This is a genomic window from Bacillus sp. FJAT-27251 (assembly GCF_001273925.1).
Classification (GTDB): domain Bacteria; phylum Bacillota; class Bacilli; order Bacillales; family Cytobacillaceae; genus Mesobacillus_B.
The window spans coordinates 2631620-2648723 of record NZ_LIGG01000001.1 but is presented as its reverse complement, the minus strand read 5'-3'; the positions used below and the strand labels follow the sequence as shown (position 1 = coordinate 2648723).

The following is a 17104-nucleotide window of genomic DNA, read 5'->3' as shown; positions in this document are numbered from 1 at the left end:
ATTTTTTTAGCAAGTTCAACGTGGCCTTTATATCATGCTGATTCACCTTTCTAAAAAAGTTTATCTGCCTGCTTCGTTTGTTCAATGAAGAATTCAACAATAAAGGTGCTTAATCCTGGATTAACGCACCCGTTAGTTTAAGCGAAATTATTCACATTGTCATAAATTTCAAACCTTAAAAATGGATACCCCTGTCCTAAAATTAAGACAGAGGTAACATAAAGTTGTTGTTAAATTGGTTATAAAAACACTTTATTGCATAACTTTTTCTACCATAAATAAAGTTTACTCCTGCATTATCTGAATAAGGTTGCCGCATGTATCGTCGAAGACAGCTATTGTGACTTCGCCCATTTTTGTCGGCTCCATTGTAAACTTCACGCCGTTTTCCAATAATCGTTCGTACTCTTTACGAATATCTGCAAGGACAAACATTGTTACCGGGATGCCTTCGGCAAACAGTTTCTTTGATACTCTTTAGCGGCTGGATGGTTAATAGGCTCGAGCAAAAGCTAGAGATAATTGGAAGAAGTAATATCAATGAATCACTTATTTGCTCCATCAGATAATCCATAATTATTACAGGAAACAAATAATTTAAACACATAAAATCAGGAAATATTTTACAATTATTTTTATCAAGCATTTGAAAAGTAATTAATGTTAAGATGCCACTTTCAATGTGAGAAGTAAATGATTAATCTCTTTTCACTCTACTGTAATTAGGAATATAGGAATCATTAATTTTCTTTCATGTCCAGCGCGTTAGCGATGGTCGAACTAATTGTTATATGTTTAAAAAATAAGCCCATTTGTACAGCTGTAGATGCTATTTCTCATTTATAAAAATTAATATGCATTCGTTATATGGCTTCCCCATTCACGGTTAGGTTGCAACCAGCTAACGCTTCTTTCCACAATTAAATCATCCAGTCTTACTTCGTAATCCTTGCGGTATGGTTTAATAAATTCTTCATCAAGCCAGCTATCTCTCGTGCCTTTCCATGTTTCATAAATGAGCAGTTCATCCGGTTGATCCAGATTATCCGAAACAATAGCGCTAATAAATGCCTTTTCGGATGACATCTCCTCAATTAGGGAAAATAGCTCCTTGCGGAATTCTTCTTTCTTCCCTGGTTTAGCCTTAAAACGAATATTGAGTTGAACTTGTTGATTGGTCATATTGACTCCTCCTATAAATTTTATATTTTGCGGCGATTCCGTTTCACCATTCCCCATTAACCTTTTTTGGGACTATTTGTAATCTCTCCGCAGTGAAATTATACCTGTGCTAGCCCGCCATCTACGAACAATTCAACACCCGTCAAGTAACTGCTTTCGTCTGAAGCAAGGAAAGATACAGCGTTTGCTACTTCTTCAGGTGTCCCAATTTTTCCAGCTGGAACAGTATTTCTGCTATTTTCCAGTACCTCTTCAAGTGCATCACCAAAAAGCTCATCGTATGCAGGTGTAAGAATACCTCCTGGACTAACCACATTTACACGGATTTCAGTACCTTTTAGGTCAAGAATCCAGCTGCGAACTAGTGCTCTTAATGCTGCTTTGGATGCTCCATATACACTAAACGCTGGGTTGCCAATTGATCCAGCGGTAGAGCCAGTTACAATAATAGAACCTACTTTGTCCGGGAATAGTGATAACGCTTTTTGAACAGTAAAGATGGTTCCTTTAACGTTAATGTCGAACGTTCTATCAACCTGCTCTTCAGTAATTTCACCTAATGGAAGGAAGTTGCCGATGCCTGCATTAGCAAAAAGAATGTCCAACTTACCTTTTTCCTGCTTTATAAGGTCATATAGTTTGTCTAAGTCTTCAAGCTTAGAAATATCCCCTTGTACACCGGTTACGTTCTTACCAATTTGGTTAACAGCTTTATCAAGTTCGTTTTGTCTGCGTCCCGTGATATAAACATATGCACCTTCGTTTACAAACTTTTGTGCTGTAGCAAGACCAATCCCACTTGTTCCACCCGTTACAAGCGCTATTTTACCGTCAAATTTACCCATACTTAACACTCCTTTAGAATTAATTTTATTTTATGTCTAATACCTTTAAGTACTTGAAGAACAACTTACAAGATATAGTATCCCTCAGTAAGCACATTAACGGAAGTACCCACTTTTTTGTGATATAGTAACTAAAAAGTAATAAATGTGGAATGGAGAGGTTTAGACTTGAAAAAATTTAGTTGTGGTTTTGAAGTGACAAAGGAAGTTATTGGCGGAAAATGGAAAGGTCTTGTATTATACTTTTTAATGAATGGACCAAAGAGAACGAGTGAATTAAAGCGCATTGTCCCAAATATAACTCAGAAAATGCTGATTCAAACACTTAGAGAGCTTGAAGACAGTGGACTTGTGAGCAGAAAGATGTATAATCAAGTACCACCGAAGGTTGAATATTCATCCACTGAACTTGGAGAATCTCTTAAACCTATCTTGCAGGAGCTCTGTCAATGGGGAAGCCATTATGCGGAGCAAGAGTATGCAGAAGGTGAATTTGAAATCGCACAACCAGAAGAGGCTTCTTAATGAGGGAACCAACTTATAACACCTTATATGTAGAGTATGGCTGATTTTAAAGAAAAGGGTAATATCCAAGAGACACCTTTCGGATATACCTTGTCAGTTGTTGGAGGTAAATGGAAAAGCTAATTCTGTATCTCCTTTCGCAGAATCAACCCGTTCGCTTTAATGAGATGAAAAGAAGATTAGGAACAATCACCTATAAAACATTGAGTTCACAACTTAAAGATTTGGAAGCAGATGGGATGGTTAGACGAAAAGAATATCCTCAAATACCTCCTAAAGTGGAATACAGCCTTACAAATAAAGGAGAAACGCTATTACCTGTTTTAGAACAGTTATGTGAATGGGGAGAAAAAAACCGTAATAATTAACTTCTTTTGTATAAATAATGAGAACCCATTTGGAAACACAGTGAGATTAATTAAGTATTTTATATTAGAGTACAGAAAACAGTTACCTAATTGGTAACTGTTTTCTGTTCTAATAGTCGTACCAGTAATCCTGAAGTAAAAAGTAAAGAAGTTCTACTTATGTTACAACAGGGCAGAATCCCTATAATAAATGGGTTAGCGTCAGGAAAATTCGGATTTCAACGTAAGTAGATTCCAAGGACGCTACCCCCGTGTTTAATAGTCCTTTTCGCTTTCGAATAAACTACTTTATATTTATTTCGACTAGTTCAATATTCAAAGTAAAATACTCCTAATCATGACTAACCTTATTCAACTATCCTGCCCCGTTTGTTCAATAAGGAATTCAACATAAAAGGCGATATTAATTCCTCTTGGGTCAACTAATGTAACACCCGAGAGCGGCTCTTTTTTTGCCTAAAAGGTATACATTTATTAATTTGGCACACACTACCATTGTACCCATATTTGGGTGTTAGTTCCTCTCTTTAGCTGTCCCTTTTAGTGAGCGAAGGGCAGCTTTTCAATATCTAGCAGCCTCCACACAAGCAAGTGAATAAATACCGCATAATTTACTTTTTCTTGAGCAAATTAAAATTGACGCTGCGAAGCATCAGCAAAATGTGAATAAGCAGAAAAGATCTATCCTTACCCGAATCAGGATAGATCTTTTCTTTGTTATTAGAACTTTGACTCTTGTTTCTTATTTCACAAACCTGCCCCGTTAGTGAAAAAAGGTTTAGTCATCGATATTAGTATTTAACAAATGTCGTAACACTTCGCTTAGAAGCAATAGTCCGTTTAGCCAAATCCACCTTCCAGTTTTTCTCACTAATCTGATATTTACCGAATTGATCCTTATACGTCTTTTTCAAGAGATTTATTGTTCTCGCCTCTTCAGGATAATTAAAAGATAATGCTCTTCCGTGCCGCCCTTCTTCATATATGTATTGTTCTACAACATCACCAATCTCCATAAATTCATCTAAGAATGCTAAAAAATCAATGTCTTCTCCTCCGTATTCATAGATGTAAGGAAGTGAAAACGGTAATTCTTTTTTATAATCTTCACCACTTAGAAATAGATACTTACTTTCATCTAAATGAAATTCTGGTATAGGTCTTATAGTTGCTATAAAGTAATGGCTAGTCATTCTTTCACCCGTTTCTATAAGGTTCTGATTGTTCTTGAGCTAACCTGCCCCGTTTGTTCAAGAAGGAATTCAACAATAAAGGCGGATATTTTTCATCCTCACAAACTCTTCTACACCTTAATATAACTCCAATTTAAAGGTGTTCCTCCATAATCTGATTATTTTTAAAAAACGCCTCGGATTTTATTTAATGGAAAGGATACTGCTAAAAAAATTGTACATCATAATTTTATAACAAGTAAAACGACCTAAAGGGGGAATGTTAAAAATGGAAAGAACAAAGGTTACGACATTATTAGAACTATTGGAAGCGATTTCTGAAAATGTACCACAAGTTATAGAAGTACAAGGTTCCATTCTTTCCCCTCATACGATTACTGTGCCTGAAGGCTATCAAATAACTGGAATAAATATCGAATCATGTATAGTAAGCTTTAGTAATAGTGATGGTTTTGGAGTGACTCGCAATAATACCATCTCAAACCTAACTGTAATGACAAAACAAACAAACCGGGCCATTTATACAGTGTGTGGGATACCGGATATGGGGAATCTTGTCCTTGAAAATTTACATATTTCAGGTCAGGTTTCCATTATTTCTAGACTTGGAACGGACAGGATTAATCTTAATGTAAACAATATCCATATTACCTCTTGCGATTCGAGGCATTATAGTGAGCAACCTCAAAAGTATGGCGTTAATGTGTACCAAGGAGCAATGACTGTTTACAATTTTAATTCGGATCCTAACAGTCAAATTGATTGCAAATTAACAAACGTCTCTATAGGTAATAAAAATGCTCCTGTAATAGGCTCAGGTATTTTTGTTTCCGGTTTTGGCGATGAAGGCGGCAAGGTTAATTTGGAAGCACTGACTACAGGTGCAGTCTATTCAAATGGAATGCTGCCGTTTGGGACAGCTAATATTATTACCGCAGCAGTATTCATTGTGTATGGTGTGGAGGCAAAAAAAGTTGAACATCATGACGAGATTGTGACTTACGGTGTGAATGATATGGTTCTGGATACATGGGGAAAAGTTGAAAAGTGGAATAGTCATGGTAAGGTTATATCTTATGGACCAAGCGGCATCGGATTTGTGAATTTTGGAACAGTAAAAGATTTCTTGGCACAGGATATTATTACATATGGAATAGGAGCAAGAGGGTTTAACCAATATGACGGTACAGTAGAAAATATTAAGTTTAAATCCATCACAACCTATGGAGATGGTTCCATTGGAATACAAGTCAGTAAGCCTATTGGAAATATGATTATTGAAGAAAATGTTACAACCTTTGGCTCTGTTGGCAACTCCTTAGTTAAAGGCGTAATCATGAAACTTGCGGCAAATGCGGTAAGTATTAAATCAGGGGGCAAAGTTGAAAGTTTGACCGTTAATGGAGACATTATTACGCATGGTGATGATGTTACAAGTTACGCATTAGAGGGCGGAGAAGTGAAGGAACTTACCATTGGGGGTAAAATTATTGCTAATGGTAAATATTCGAAAGAAAGCAATAAATAATTGCAATAAGTGTGCCGTTTTAATTTCCTAATATAGCCAAATTAGTAGTAGGTTACTGGCTGCTGAGATTTTGGAAGTGCAAAAAAGCAAATTTCGCTGATAAAAGGAATTTGCTTTTCATATGTTATCGTTTATGCATTAATTTATTCGATTAAATCGATGAACACAAGTTAAACACCACTCTTTAACTAAACTGCCCCGTTTGTTTAATAAGGATTTAACAAAAAGGTGCCTTAATCCTTATTCGATCAAAGCACCCTTTTGATCAACAACATAACACTAGTTATCTTGGTGTTTTTCAAGCATTTCCTTTAAATATTCTTCAGATTTTCCTTTCGGAATGCTGAGACTCTTCCAATTATTATCTTTTAGTTCTTTACCAATATAAACAATTTGTCCAACATGATAGGCGTAATGTGCCATTTGTCTTTCGATAGCCTCTAACACCAAATGCTTTTCTCCACGAATGTATATATTTTTTAATAGGTCTTGCTCACCTAAATCAGTTAGTGTCTCAAGTAGGACTTTCCAACCCTTTTCCCATACAGTAATTAAATCTGATTTCGCAGAAATATTATCTATAAATTCTTCGTCTCGATTTCGATAATCTTTCTCCCCATCGGAAGTTAAAAAGTCAGTCCACCTGGAAACCATATTTCCGCTCAAATGCTTTATTATTATTGCAACACTATTGGACTCACTATTATAAGTCCAATGTATTTCCTCTTCCGACAGTTGATTTATTGTCTTATCTCCAAGACTTTTCACACTTTTAAACCTTTGAATTACAGTCCTTAAATATTCTTTTCCAACCTCCATATAAATCCCCCTATTCAGGATTGAAAAGCCCCAAAATTTATTCAACTCTTCTGCCCCGTAAGAGGAACAAGCAAAACTCATGCAACATTTGGTGGAGAAGCACTTGTTCTTCAAGGACATGCGTATAAATCCATTCAATTGGCACATACTACTACTGCCATCGCATAAGGGTGTTCCTTGTTCCTCTCTTTGACTGTCCCTTTTAGTGAGCGAGGGATGACTTTTCGTGTATTTCACACCTTATTACTGGGATGAATAAGATGTTTGTGATCTCACCAGATGTTTGTGATTAGATGAGATCACATCCAACAAAACTTGAACCACAAATTTGTGGTTCCTTTTTATTGAAAAGGTACTTCTGTTTATGAGTGCCCTTTCTGCTTTCGATTGATTACGGCCATAAGAATGTACCACTTCTGCCATGTTTTTTACTAATGATTTTCATAATCTTTACCGCTTGTTGCCAATGTGTTTATCAATTGAGTAATACCCAGAGAATATGGATTTAAGCCTTTAAGGATCTTAAGAAATAACAAAAGTCTAATACCTCCGCATTTTTACCGAGGAATTAGACTAAGAATCTTCAATGATCGCGCCCTTTTCTTTGAATAAACAAATATTATTCAATTAAAAATCCTCAACTGTTAGTGATCAAGGAGTATAATCATTCTTGTCCATTGTAGTAGAGAAACGACGTTCATGCCGGTGACCTACGACTTTTTGGCGAGTATGGGACGAGAAACTTAATTCATTTGGCTTCCTCGTCGGCCGAGGGGCCATAGATGGCCGGCACCGGAATATCGAGAAGCCGCAAATAAACCCCGAGCTGCGCCCGGTGATGAACCATGTGGCTTAATCCGAAGGTGCGGATCGCGATCGCCCGCGGCTCTCGGAGGATGATATGTTCGCCGTGGCGCAGAGTCCATTCCTCGCCGAACGCTTTCTCTTCGCATTCGGTGAGCAGCTTTTCCAACTTGCCTACGTTTACATCGAACTCCTCCAGAACATCAGCGGGTTTTTCCAAAGGCTCGCGCTTCAGCGGCACGGTCGAAAGATCAAACTCCGGGTACTGAAAAATCGCGACTTGCCAGTTTAGCAGGTTGATCAGGTGCGTGGCCAGCCCGCCGAGCGTCATCGATTTCTCGTGTGGTTTCCACGACATATGCTTCTCGGGCAAGCGCTCCAGAATGCGGCGCGTAGTGGCCAGTTCATGGGATGCGTCCCCGACGATCAGTCTTTTGATCATAAATTCCTCTCCTCACCTATGGGTCATGTAAAATCATTTAACTTATTCCTTTTTAATATTCTTTATCAAAATGAATTATTCCTTTAAATATTATTATTTATCTAATGAGAGCTCCATTTAGATGGCCCGTTTGTGGAAGACTGATCTAAAATAATTATCAAATTTTTATTCCTTTTGAAATATGTTCAGTTAATAATTTCGCCCTTGTTTTTGGCTAAATTTTTGCGCCATTCACTTCGCTCCGTAGGTGTCAGTTTCGCCCACTCAGTTTCTTCACCAATAATTCTTAAAGGTTCTTGAGAACGATAAGATCGTGTTAAATTACCCGGGAACTTTTTGTCAGTAACATTTGGGTCGTTTTCAAATTCACCTGTTGGTTCTATTTTATAAACGCGTTCTCTTCCTTCACCTATTGCTAATGCTGCTGCAAGTCCATAACTTATTAATTCCTTTTTCTTCAACTAAACTGCCCCTTTAGCTCCATAAGGAATTCAACAAAAAAGGCGTTAATCCTTCCTGGATCAAGCACCCATTTTGTTGAACACGGCATTAGTTCAGCTTGGTTTTTATGTTATTTTTATAAATGTCCACTTTGTTCGCAGCAAATTTCAGAGATTGTGTTGCCAAACCGTTAAATTGTTGTATCCAACCTTTTAGCCTTCCTTGATAATTGTTTAAGTAGGAACCTAAAGTCGGAAAGGGAATCCCAAGATTTTTAACCGAATAGGAGATTGAACTTTTACGTAGGGCTTGTATGAGCCCGATGGAAAAAGCTCTATTCGAATTTACGTTTTCTACGGGGTGCAGGATTGGGGAAATTGTATTGCTTGACTACAATTCAATTAATTGGTCTAACCGTTCTGCTATTGTAAGTGGAAAAGAGGACAAAGAACGTGAGGTCTATATAAACATTCGAGCAGAAATCTAGCTAAAGCGATACATAGATAGCTGTCAGGATCAAGATTCAGCAATTTTTGTGACCGAACGGGATGAGTATTGCCCAAATGAAGGGCGGTAATCCTTCCTGAATCCTCGCACACGTAAGTTTAAGTACATTTGAAACCGACAGTTATCCAAAAAAATTATGAAACCACCAAACAACAAGAAATATCCCCCCTACTCCCCAAGCAGCGGTACTCMATATCCACCAAATTACGGATTTGACTTTTGATGAATTTTCATCGTCCTCCATATTTGCTTTTATAAAAGCGACCTTACTTTCCATACCTTTTTTCATAGACACGAGAACAACTAATCCGATTAGCATGAAACCAGTAGTTATCCAGAGTAATAAGTCCACCTTCTATACCCCCTTTTTTTATGAATTACTTTCCTTTCAATCTTCTTTATTCAACCTGCTGCTTTACTTTATTACGTTTGAAACAAATAGATGTTCCATTTTTATATAAATTTCCCATTTATTATAAGTAAAAATCCATTTGGCTTATTGAGCTAACCTGCCCCGTTTGTTCAAGAAGGACTTCATAAAAAAAGGGCGGAAATCCCTCCTGGATTAATGTACCCGTTAGCTGAAATTATTTATATACTCCCTCTTCTAATTTTTCAATTCTGTCTCTCAACCTTTCATTCTCTTTTTTTACTTCATAGGAGTTATAAAACGCTCCTGCGGCAAGTGAAAAAGCAAACCATGCCCATAACCAATCCATTCAAAATCCCCCTTTATACTTTACCTGAAATATCCATTATCTTATCATCCCATCCTGCCCCGATGTTTAATAAGGAATTCAATAAAAAAATGCCTTAATCCCTCCAAGATTAAGGCACCCGTTACTTCAATAAGAAACTTTTGATTGATACAAATGAAATAAATATAAATACAATGATACTTAGCCAGCCATAACCTTTTTGTCCTTTTTGAAATTCTCTTAATCCCATTACCAGCATCGTTAAACCTAAAAACAACATCATATATGGTTGAAACTTAAAATCTTCAGTAATCAATCCATATCCCGCAAGTGAAATAACTGTTATTGATAAAACAATATGCAAAAACTTTAACAATTAAAAACCCCCTTTTAACCAAGTTACCACATATTCCTAATTTATTGTAAACTATCCTGCCCATTTACTTCAATAAGAGGTTCGACAAAAAAGAGCTTTAACCCTTCCAGGATCAAAGCACTCGTAAGTTGAACTACAAAATAGCATCTTCACTAAGATATAGCGAGAATGGATAGAAATATACATAGAGCTGATACAGATAATAAGATGACAGAAGTTAAACGGTTACTCCTAAGTTTAATTCCATATGCACAAAAAAAGATAGCGGCGGCCAATTTGGAGAAACTTTGATAATAAGCATTATTTGCAAAAAATGCACTGCTAAAAATGACTGAAATAAGCAAAGTTATAGAGATTAGGATTTTAAACCATAAAGGCTCTTTGAGGAATTGTTTAATCATAAATTTAACACGCACCATGCTTATAACTCCTCTTGGAGGAATTTTTGATATTAGTTAAGATATGGTGAATTTTGCAAAATAGAACTTCCCTTGATGTAAGGTCGAATATTGAAAAAAGTTGAACAGAAATGTTCCTCCACTAAATTGCCCCGTTTGTTCAATAAGGAATTCAACAAAAAGTGCCTTAATCCTTCCTGGATTAAAGCACCCGTTAGCTCAATAAGCATTTTTTTCTCTATTTATCCAACTTTCTCTTGATAATTTCATATTGATAGAGTCAATCCATTTCCCTTCAAACTCTAGGTCGTTTTCATCAATTCCACATATTACAAAACCAACCTTCTCATAAACATATTTGGCTCTTGGGTTGAAGTCAAAAACACTTAAAGTTAGTTGGTTAAGTGTAGTGTTTTTAAATACATAATCAATTGCGAGTTTAGTTGCTTCCGTCCCCAATCCTCGATTCCTTCCCCTTGGACCAATAAGTATCCTAAAATTCATACTCTGACTTTTTTCATCGTATAAATTGACCACTACCTCTCCCACTAAGATGCCCTGCGATTTGTCAACAATAGCAAGATCCAAGCGATCAGTTTGTTCATTTCTTGTAGTATACCATTTGAGAATGGATTCCCTATCAAAATCCGAACTGCTTCCTGTCAGTTTTAAAACTTCGGGATCCTTTAAGCATTCCTCTATAAAAGGAAAGTCTTCATCCTTAAATGGCCTGAGAACAACATTCTCCCCTACAATTAATGGTTTATTACCTAAATCGATCATTTCGCTCACACTCCATTAATTCAATTGAAAATTTATCTGTACTAGCCTGTTCTTTAACTAACCCCCGGTGAGGTTAATAACTTCACCAAATTAAGCGTTCATCCTTCTTGGACTCCCCGTTAGCTGAAGAAAACAAGTAATTATAATGGTTTCCAATTTGAATCCTTTTCGTCATTCTCATTAGGCTTTCTAACAAACTCCGTCATCTTCCCAAAAACAAATGCCACAAATGTTAAATGTTCCAGGTGGTTCTTCCTCTAATGTTTTATAGCCGCAACAAGGACAAGTATATTTCATACTTGCCCCCATTTTGACTATATTCTTGTTAAGCTAACCTGCCCGTTAGTTCAAAAAGACCGTTCACTGTAAACTTTAGTTTAATCCAAGAACGGGATTAGCCCGAAAAAGATGAAGTAGAGCAATATTCCTGTTATTTTGATTTTAGAGTGTCTACAAATTACAGTTAAGCTAATACATAAAATTGCAAACAAAAGAAAGCCTACGGGTCTTAGCTGTCCTTCTAACGGACCTGTTCTATTCATAATTAAAACTAAGATGGTAATGAGGGCTAAAGGAACAAAAAACCAGTTATTATCTATTTTCAAGTATGCTCTGATACTTTCCAAAACATTAAAGCCTCCTGCAGGTTTATTCCATATTTTAACACACACAATAAGGTACGTGTTAGATATTTCTTCTTTCACTAACCTCCCCGTTTGTTTTGCCATGATTACGACAATGAAAGTCCAAGAAAAAGAAGGATGGCTTTTGGTCACCAGTTACTTGTGAGAAAAAATAGCATTTTAAAACCTTATGATGAATAATGGTGAGCCTCGTATCATTGAAAGACTTTCCGCAATCGTTACACAAAAGGCGGTTAATCCTTCCTGGATCAACGCACCCTTTTGTTGAAGAAGTTAAATTATTTATAGACTTCTTCTTCTAATTCTTCATTTCTTTCTTTCAACTCTTTAATTTCTTTTTTTACTTCATAGGAGTTATAAAAAGCCCCAGCAGCTAGGGAAAAGGCAAGCCACGCCCATAACCAATCCATTCAAACCCTCCTCTATACGGCGCCTCCTAACTTTATTGTCCCTCAACAGTTCCTACTTGACCTTTTAATGCAAATGTTATTTTCCTTCTGTAATTTAATAAACACCCTTTTAGATAACCAAACCTTAAGGGGTAAAACTGTACGACTTCATTTCATATCTAAAGTAAGTTTACTCGGTATCTTTTCTATTTGGTGTAAGTGCAGTAAAAAGGCCAATTAAATTTGGTGGAATACTAAATAATAAAAACATCCAGTTATTCGTAGCTTTTTTCCGTCCGAACCACCAGCCAAGGATCCCACACATCATTCCCCCATATAATCCAATAATAGCCCCGATAGAAGCATACATAATTACATTCTCTCCTCTTCGAATATAAACAGTTCTTCAATCGTGCAACAAATTGTTTACAGAAACAAATTTCATGGTAAATGATATTGTTGATTGTTATTTTCATATAGTTACACTTCTAAAAAAAGTAATATCTTGCCTGGGATTTGCAAACAAAAGAAACAGCGATAATATCTATTCAAAAAATGAGAATGGGGGACTACATTTGTCAGGGATTTTTTTAGCACTGCTCGCGGCTGCTTCATGGGGAAGTATTGTATTCGTAAGTAAAAAGCTTGGCGGTGATGAAAACAGCCAAACACTTGGGACAACAGTTGGTGCCTTGTTATTTGCAATCGCCGTGTACATTTATAAACAGCCTGATTTATCCATGCTAATTTGGATTGTGGGATTCTTTTCAGGTTTATTTTGGTCCCTTGGTCAGAAAAATCAATTTGGAGCTGTTCGTTATCTTGGTGTTGCAAAAACTACCCCGATGTCGACTGGCTTGCAATTGATAGGGACAACTTTTTTTGGTGCGTTTGTTTTTAACGAATGGGAAACAACTATGGAGATTATAATCGGGATTGCTTCACTGGTTCTCATTATTGCGGGTGCCGTGGTTATTTCAATGCAACAGGGAGGAGAAAGCGGAAAGTCCAATAATCTAAAAAAAGGTTTGGTCATTTTGGCTATTTCCACTGCTGGCTTTGTAGGGTATGTGGTCTTAATCCAATGGTTTGAAATTGATGGTTGGGCTGCTGTTTTGCCTCAAGGAGTGGGAATGGTGACAGGAGCTTTACTTTTGACGCTCACCCATAAACCCTACAATAAATATGCAGTTCGAAATATTTTCACTGGAATTCTCTGGGGAGCAGGGAATCTAGGACTCCTTCTTTCCTTGCCTAAAATCGGAGTTGCGACTAGCTTTTCGCTGTCCCAAACTGGCATTGTCATCTCCACAATTGGTGGACTCTTCTTTTTAAATGAGCGGCATAGTAAAAAACAAGTCTTGCTTGTTTTGCTAGGCTGCATGCTTATTATTGCCGCTGGAGTATTATTGGGAATTACAAAAGCGTAACGAGTTATTTAATAAGATTAAAAATGGGCACTGAGGACGCCTGTCAGTATCCAAAATCACTGCCCGCTCCTAAAAACGGGCACTGAGGGCACCTGTCAGTACCCAAAATCACTGCCCGCTCCTGAAAATGGGCACTGAGAGCGCCTGTCAGTACCTTCCAGTTGACAAGGCTTCCGAGGAAGCCTTGTCCCTCACTGAGCACCCTTTAGCTGAATAAGCCAAAAAGAATTTATTCAGCAATTCCCCTGGCTAGCAATAGGAAATATACACAAGCTAAGACTACTCCATTTAATAAAACACCCAATATTCCTATCAACCACTTCTTTGATAGTCCAGCAAACACAACACCCAATAGCGAGAAAGTCCCTAGAATGATAATAGCCATCAACAAATTCGCATTTGGTCCTCTTATAATTAAAAATGAAAGAATACTAGCAATAACCATTAGAAAAGAAAGAAATCCCCACTTATTCATCTCATCGTCCCTATACTTTATTTATTTTCAATTGTTACACTAATAGTTTCAAATCATCTAAAAAGGATATAACGAGCGATACCCAAAGTTCACGTCACAACCGCTCCCCTGTCATTGTTGTAAGGTTACTTTAAATAATTGGCAACTAACTCATAGCATCTTTCTTCTGTAAGATTTGCTAGTACACTCACATATTCCAGGTGTTCCTGTGTGCCGCCTTTATATTTTTGCGACGCTGTCAATGCACGATCATCTCTAAATTTTATCCAATTCCGTTGTTCTTCTCTTAAATGGTCCATCTCTTCGGATGAAAGCTGCTCCTTTAAACCCCCGTAAATTTCATTCAACAATTCATCCCAAATTTCCCATCGATCGTTTTCCACTTTTTTTAAAGCGTAGGTCGATGAATCTGTTGCTTCCAATTCTTCCGTTTTTCTTTTAGTATCTTCTAATTTTTTGAGATACTCTTCCTTCCGACTCGCTTGAGTATGATTAATAGACGATTCTTCTTCTTTTGCAGATACATCGTTTGATGTACCCACTTTTTCATTTAGATCATTATGATTTTCATTCCTGGTGTTTGGATCGGTGTTGGTGGTATTTGAAGTATTGTCAGTTGAATCTTCATTCAAAGAATCGTCATTTGTGTGTTCAGTTGAGTCTTTATTTTGTGACTGGTTGTCCATCATAGAACTTGACTCATCAGATGAGTTTCCACAAGCAGCCAATGCAACTAAAACTACTGCCGATATTAGAATTAACCATTTTACGGAATTTCCCATTTATGATTCCTCCCCATGTTGGTGTTTGTGCCATTCATTAAATTGGTACACTTTGTTCTACTCTCCAACACCCATTTCTTCGAAGGCCTTCTGCAGAATTTCATACGAGCTCTTTAATCGTTCATGATAAATCGGTTGGTCCCAATTCTCCCATGAATAGCTCATCCAGGGAATGCGCTGGACAATCTCATTCTGTTGATTGCTCACGATCACGGCCGCCGAAACGGATTCAATGATCTTGGAGCTGTTTAAGCCATCTTCCGACCAGATATCACCCATGATTTCTTTTTGGCTTGGGTCCTTCACATTCAATAATAACCAGGGAAGCCTAAATTCCAGTACGCCATCTTGCATATAGAAGTCTCCCAGGGAGTTAAAATCCTCTGCCGCAGGATTTCCATTTCCGTACTTCAGGATTCCCGTTTCGTAGGATGAAAAGGGCATCGTAACCATACCTTCCTCCAGGTTGATTGTCAATTCCTTACTAAGGGCCAGGCGGATCGGATGATAGGTGCCATTGTCCTTCCTCTTGGCGTATTCCTGGATGGGAATCATCTTGAGAACATGTCCATAGTGATAATAGAAGGTATCGTAGTAACTATCGATTAAAACCCTAGAATTCTCTTTTCCGCTCAGCTCAATCAGGAAATCGATGCCATCTTCCTTTACCCCTTTCACTCCAGGAATCGTGCTCTGACCCTGGTACGGGATCGTGTCAAGCAAAATCGATGCCTTCAACTCCTTTTCATCCCACTGTTCTTCATTCACGTCCATTCGTATATACAACCCTCTGGCATCACTTGAAATGTAAATTTCTTTAATCAGAGTTTCACCGGAGGAATAAGCCGGCTTATGGTTTCTCGCCTTCCAATCGGACGGATTGCCATCCACATGCAGCTGGGTTTTCTTGGTATTGGGTTCAAAACTAAGCAGGCCAAAATGCTGTTCATTGGTTTGGACGTTGTCCCAATAGGGCCTTCGGTCAGGATTGTCGTAATCCATGGTATTCCAAGTCCGCTTGAACCATTCATCATGCCAGGAGAAGACAAGGCCGCCTGCAAGATTTTCGGCGATTATGTCTTCGAACAAGCTTTTTACATAGTTTCCTTGTTCTTGTTCGGAATGATGTCCCTGATCAAACCCATATACATTTTCATGGGTCAGCCCTCTGGAAGACGGAATCCCAAATTCCGCGGCCAGCAGAGGCATCTCATGATGTTTTTTCATATCATTTAAATAGCCGGCATAGTTATTTGGTTTCCCTCTATGATCTATATAATTCACATAGTTCTCCTGGTAATTGAGGAAATCCGGATAGTAAGGATAGATATGGTAAGATGCAAACATCCCGGGATAAAACGTTTTTTTCGCTTTGATCACGTTCGGATTGACAGACACAAGGTCCTCTTCTGCACTGGGCTCGGCTGGATGGGTGAGCAAATCGGTCGTCACCCAGTTGGTAAAGCTCATTGGCCGCTGCCATCCGTAGTTTTCTGCTTCATAACGTGCAGTATGGTCCATCATTTCTGCAAGCCAGGTTTCAAATGGGGACGCCGCCAGTGTTTGGAAGTAGGTTCCGTCATAGCTTGTTTTTTCGCTGTTTTTTTTGTTTGTGCCAACGACAGCTTCCGGATTCCACTCCACCCCAAGAATCCATCCCAGCACATATGGGGATACGTCATGCTCATAGCGGCCGCTGGCGTGCCCTGGCCGGCTTTCAATGTCGGCATTCCCGTGAATAAGATCAATCGTACGATGTATCTCCTCCTTAAAATCATCCACCACGGCCGAATCAAAGGCATTCTTTTTTTCATAAAATGTCTCTTCATTCACCCATACGCCATGAAAAAGATATAGCGGTTCTTTTCTGGTTCGGTTATGCTCGTATAAGGCTTCATAAAAGCCGGGCGGATGGGTCGTGTATACACGGACAGCATTCGCGTTCATGTCACTGATCTGTTGGAACCATCGTGCATACTCCCCTTTGCTGATCTTTGCTTCTCCTGGGAACGAGCCTGGCTTGGCAATCCCCATGTTCACCCCTTTGATCAAAATATCTTTCCATTGACCATCCTTATATACCTGAAGATATGTATCACCTGAATGTGCTCCAAGCTTCATCCCTGCTTCTTTTTTTATCTCCGGTTTGTATACTGGTTCATTGAGAACTGCCTGTTCTTCCTTTTCCGCCTTCAGTTGGGCGAACCAGAATGAGAAAAATAAAATCAAAACAAGCAAAAGACCGCCTGTAATCAAAACTTTAGTTCTATTCATCATAATCCCCTTTTTCTAGCTCTGTTCAATTGACGACTTCCTGTTACACATCGTTCTTTAGGCGGATTAAGCCAATTGTTTTTAGCCAGCGGAATAAATTAGCATCAACGCGTAAATTTTATAGAAAAATAAAACATGCCGCCTTGATCGACGGCACGTGAGAAATTCAATTGGCATTTCTTTCGTTCATTTCATGTTTAC

18 protein-coding genes and 4 pseudogenes are annotated in these 17104 nt (G+C 38.0%); 5 read left to right on the top strand and 17 right to left on the bottom strand.

The window, feature by feature from the left end; genetic code table 11:
* Positions 1 to 285 precede the first annotated feature (285 nt).
* The 3 genes and pseudogenes from glxB to ADU22_RS12505 all read right to left on the bottom strand — a co-directional run.
* Positions 286 to 512: pseudogene (glxB, locus tag ADU22_RS12515) on the bottom strand (methylglyoxalase); the annotation flags it as partial.
* A gap of 337 nt (positions 513 to 849) precedes the next feature.
* A complete protein-coding gene (locus ADU22_RS12510; protein ID WP_053362448.1) occupies positions 850 to 1182 on the bottom strand; it encodes an antibiotic biosynthesis monooxygenase family protein in 333 nt (110 codons plus the stop codon).
* Positions 1183 to 1280: 98 nt separating this feature from the next.
* Positions 1281 to 2027: an SDR family NAD(P)-dependent oxidoreductase gene (locus ADU22_RS12505; RefSeq protein WP_053362447.1), complete on the bottom strand. Its 747-nt coding sequence runs from the start codon at positions 2025 to 2027 to the stop codon at positions 1281 to 1283.
* A gap of 168 nt (positions 2028 to 2195) precedes the next feature.
* On the opposite strand from ADU22_RS12505, the gene ADU22_RS12500 reads away from it, so the two are divergent.
* Together ADU22_RS12500 and ADU22_RS12495 are read left to right on the top strand one after the other, a co-directional pair.
* Positions 2196 to 2552, top strand: coding sequence for a winged helix-turn-helix transcriptional regulator (locus ADU22_RS12500; RefSeq protein WP_007085798.1), 357 nt, complete (start codon positions 2196 to 2198; stop codon positions 2550 to 2552).
* Positions 2553 to 2588: 36 nt separating this feature from the next.
* Positions 2589 to 2920: pseudogene (locus ADU22_RS12495) on the top strand (winged helix-turn-helix transcriptional regulator).
* A gap of 791 nt (positions 2921 to 3711) precedes the next feature.
* Here the strand turns inward: ADU22_RS12495 and ADU22_RS12490 are convergent.
* Positions 3712 to 4113, bottom strand: a complete 402-nt coding sequence (locus tag ADU22_RS12490) for a hypothetical protein (RefSeq protein ID WP_053362446.1) — start codon at positions 4111 to 4113, stop codon at positions 3712 to 3714.
* 268 nt (positions 4114 to 4381) lie between these two features.
* Between ADU22_RS12490 and ADU22_RS12485 the strand changes: the two genes are divergently transcribed.
* Entirely contained in the window at positions 4382 to 5641 is a 1260-nt protein-coding gene (locus tag ADU22_RS12485) for a hypothetical protein (protein ID WP_069187980.1), read from the top strand.
* 279 nt (positions 5642 to 5920) lie between these two features.
* Here the strand turns inward: ADU22_RS12485 and ADU22_RS12480 are convergent, their stop codons facing one another.
* The 3 genes and pseudogenes from ADU22_RS12480 to ADU22_RS25190 all read right to left on the bottom strand — a co-directional run.
* Entirely contained in the window at positions 5921 to 6460 is a 540-nt protein-coding gene (locus tag ADU22_RS12480) for a DUF1572 domain-containing protein (RefSeq protein WP_053362445.1), read from the bottom strand.
* A gap of 748 nt (positions 6461 to 7208) precedes the next feature.
* Positions 7209 to 7706 carry a DinB family protein gene (locus ADU22_RS12475; protein WP_053362444.1) on the bottom strand — a complete coding sequence of 166 codons (498 nt, stop codon included), beginning with the start codon at positions 7704 to 7706 and terminating at the stop codon, positions 7209 to 7211.
* Positions 7707 to 7965: 259 nt separating this feature from the next.
* Positions 7966 to 8131: pseudogene (locus ADU22_RS25190) on the bottom strand (NAD(+)--rifampin ADP-ribosyltransferase); the annotation flags it as partial.
* Positions 8132 to 8460: 329 nt separating this feature from the next.
* On the opposite strand from ADU22_RS25190, the gene ADU22_RS25185 reads away from it, so the two are divergent.
* Positions 8461 to 8634, top strand: coding sequence for a tyrosine-type recombinase/integrase (locus ADU22_RS25185; RefSeq protein ID WP_353611383.1), 174 nt, complete (start codon positions 8461 to 8463; stop codon positions 8632 to 8634).
* Positions 8635 to 8775: 141 nt separating this feature from the next.
* On the opposite strand, the gene ADU22_RS12465 is transcribed toward ADU22_RS25185, so the two are convergent.
* From ADU22_RS12465 to ADU22_RS12440, 7 genes and pseudogenes are all read right to left on the bottom strand, one after another.
* Positions 8776 to 9006 carry a hypothetical protein gene (locus ADU22_RS12465; protein ID WP_053362443.1) on the bottom strand — a complete coding sequence of 77 codons (231 nt, stop codon included), beginning with the start codon at positions 9004 to 9006 and terminating at the stop codon, positions 8776 to 8778.
* Positions 9007 to 9241: 235 nt separating this feature from the next.
* On the bottom strand, positions 9242 to 9373 hold the full coding sequence (locus ADU22_RS25410; protein WP_286132275.1) for a hypothetical protein: 132 nt from the start codon (positions 9371 to 9373) through the stop codon (positions 9242 to 9244).
* A 121-nt stretch (positions 9374 to 9494) separates the two neighbouring features.
* Positions 9495 to 9728 (bottom strand): YczI family protein, encoded by a 234-nt coding sequence (locus ADU22_RS12460; RefSeq protein ID WP_053362442.1) that lies wholly within the window; start codon positions 9726 to 9728, stop codon positions 9495 to 9497.
* A gap of 617 nt (positions 9729 to 10345) precedes the next feature.
* Positions 10346 to 10909, bottom strand: coding sequence for a GNAT family N-acetyltransferase (locus ADU22_RS12450; RefSeq protein ID WP_053362440.1), 564 nt, complete (start codon positions 10907 to 10909; stop codon positions 10346 to 10348).
* Between the two features lie 195 nt (positions 10910 to 11104).
* Positions 11105 to 11206: pseudogene (locus ADU22_RS25625) on the bottom strand (CPCC family cysteine-rich protein); the annotation flags it as partial.
* A gap of 625 nt (positions 11207 to 11831) precedes the next feature.
* Positions 11832 to 11963, bottom strand: a complete 132-nt coding sequence (locus ADU22_RS25405) for a hypothetical protein (protein ID WP_286132274.1) — start codon at positions 11961 to 11963, stop codon at positions 11832 to 11834.
* Between the two features lie 169 nt (positions 11964 to 12132).
* Entirely contained in the window at positions 12133 to 12312 is a 180-nt protein-coding gene (locus ADU22_RS12440) for a hypothetical protein (protein ID WP_053362438.1), read from the bottom strand.
* Between the two features lie 205 nt (positions 12313 to 12517).
* Between ADU22_RS12440 and ADU22_RS12435 the strand changes: the two genes are divergently transcribed.
* Positions 12518 to 13372: a GRP family sugar transporter gene (locus tag ADU22_RS12435; protein ID WP_053362437.1), complete on the top strand. Its 855-nt coding sequence runs from the start codon at positions 12518 to 12520 to the stop codon at positions 13370 to 13372.
* A 229-nt stretch (positions 13373 to 13601) separates the two neighbouring features.
* Here ADU22_RS12435 and ADU22_RS24975 read toward each other — a convergent pair whose 3' ends face one another.
* From ADU22_RS24975 to ADU22_RS12420, 3 genes are all read right to left on the bottom strand, one after another.
* Positions 13602 to 13847, bottom strand: a complete 246-nt coding sequence (locus tag ADU22_RS24975) for a hypothetical protein (RefSeq protein ID WP_053362436.1) — start codon at positions 13845 to 13847, stop codon at positions 13602 to 13604.
* A gap of 125 nt (positions 13848 to 13972) precedes the next feature.
* On the bottom strand, positions 13973 to 14629 hold the full coding sequence (locus tag ADU22_RS12425; protein ID WP_053362435.1) for a lysozyme inhibitor LprI family protein: 657 nt from the start codon (positions 14627 to 14629) through the stop codon (positions 13973 to 13975).
* A gap of 57 nt (positions 14630 to 14686) precedes the next feature.
* Positions 14687 to 16903 carry a hypothetical protein gene (locus ADU22_RS12420; protein ID WP_053362434.1) on the bottom strand — a complete coding sequence of 739 codons (2217 nt, stop codon included), beginning with the start codon at positions 16901 to 16903 and terminating at the stop codon, positions 14687 to 14689.
* Between the last annotated feature and the right edge of the window lie 201 nt (positions 16904 to 17104).

Excerpts from the sequence above, each read along its gene's own strand:
- ADU22_RS12510 (WP_053362448.1), bottom strand. The coding sequence starts at position 1,182 with ATGACCAATCAACAAGTTCAACTCAATATTCGTTTTAAGGCTAAACCA.
- ADU22_RS12505 (WP_053362447.1), bottom strand. The coding sequence starts at position 2,027 with ATGGGTAAATTTGACGGTAAAATAGCGCTTGTAACGGGTGGAACAAGT.
- ADU22_RS12490 (WP_053362446.1), bottom strand. The coding sequence starts at position 4,113 with ATGACTAGCCATTACTTTATAGCAACTATAAGACCTATACCAGAATTT.
- ADU22_RS12485 (WP_069187980.1), top strand. The coding sequence starts at position 4,382 with ATGGAAAGAACAAAGGTTACGACATTATTAGAACTATTGGAAGCGATT.
- ADU22_RS12480 (WP_053362445.1), bottom strand. The coding sequence starts at position 6,460 with ATGGAGGTTGGAAAAGAATATTTAAGGACTGTAATTCAAAGGTTTAAA.
- ADU22_RS12475 (WP_053362444.1), bottom strand. The coding sequence starts at position 7,706 with ATGATCAAAAGACTGATCGTCGGGGACGCATCCCATGAACTGGCCACT.
- ADU22_RS25185 (WP_353611383.1), top strand. The coding sequence starts at position 8,461 with ATGAGCCCGATGGAAAAAGCTCTATTCGAATTTACGTTTTCTACGGGG.
- ADU22_RS25410 (WP_286132275.1), bottom strand. The coding sequence starts at position 9,373 with ATGGATTGGTTATGGGCATGGTTTGCTTTTTCACTTGCCGCAGGAGCG.
- ADU22_RS12450 (WP_053362440.1), bottom strand. The coding sequence starts at position 10,909 with ATGATCGATTTAGGTAATAAACCATTAATTGTAGGGGAGAATGTTGTT.
- ADU22_RS25405 (WP_286132274.1), bottom strand. The coding sequence starts at position 11,963 with ATGGATTGGTTATGGGCGTGGCTTGCCTTTTCCCTAGCTGCTGGGGCT.
- ADU22_RS12440 (WP_053362438.1), bottom strand. The coding sequence starts at position 12,312 with ATGTATGCTTCTATCGGGGCTATTATTGGATTATATGGGGGAATGATG.
- ADU22_RS24975 (WP_053362436.1), bottom strand. The coding sequence starts at position 13,847 with ATGAATAAGTGGGGATTTCTTTCTTTTCTAATGGTTATTGCTAGTATT.
- ADU22_RS12425 (WP_053362435.1), bottom strand. The coding sequence starts at position 14,629 with ATGGGAAATTCCGTAAAATGGTTAATTCTAATATCGGCAGTAGTTTTA.
- ADU22_RS12420 (WP_053362434.1), bottom strand. The coding sequence starts at position 16,903 with ATGAATAGAACTAAAGTTTTGATTACAGGCGGTCTTTTGCTTGTTTTG.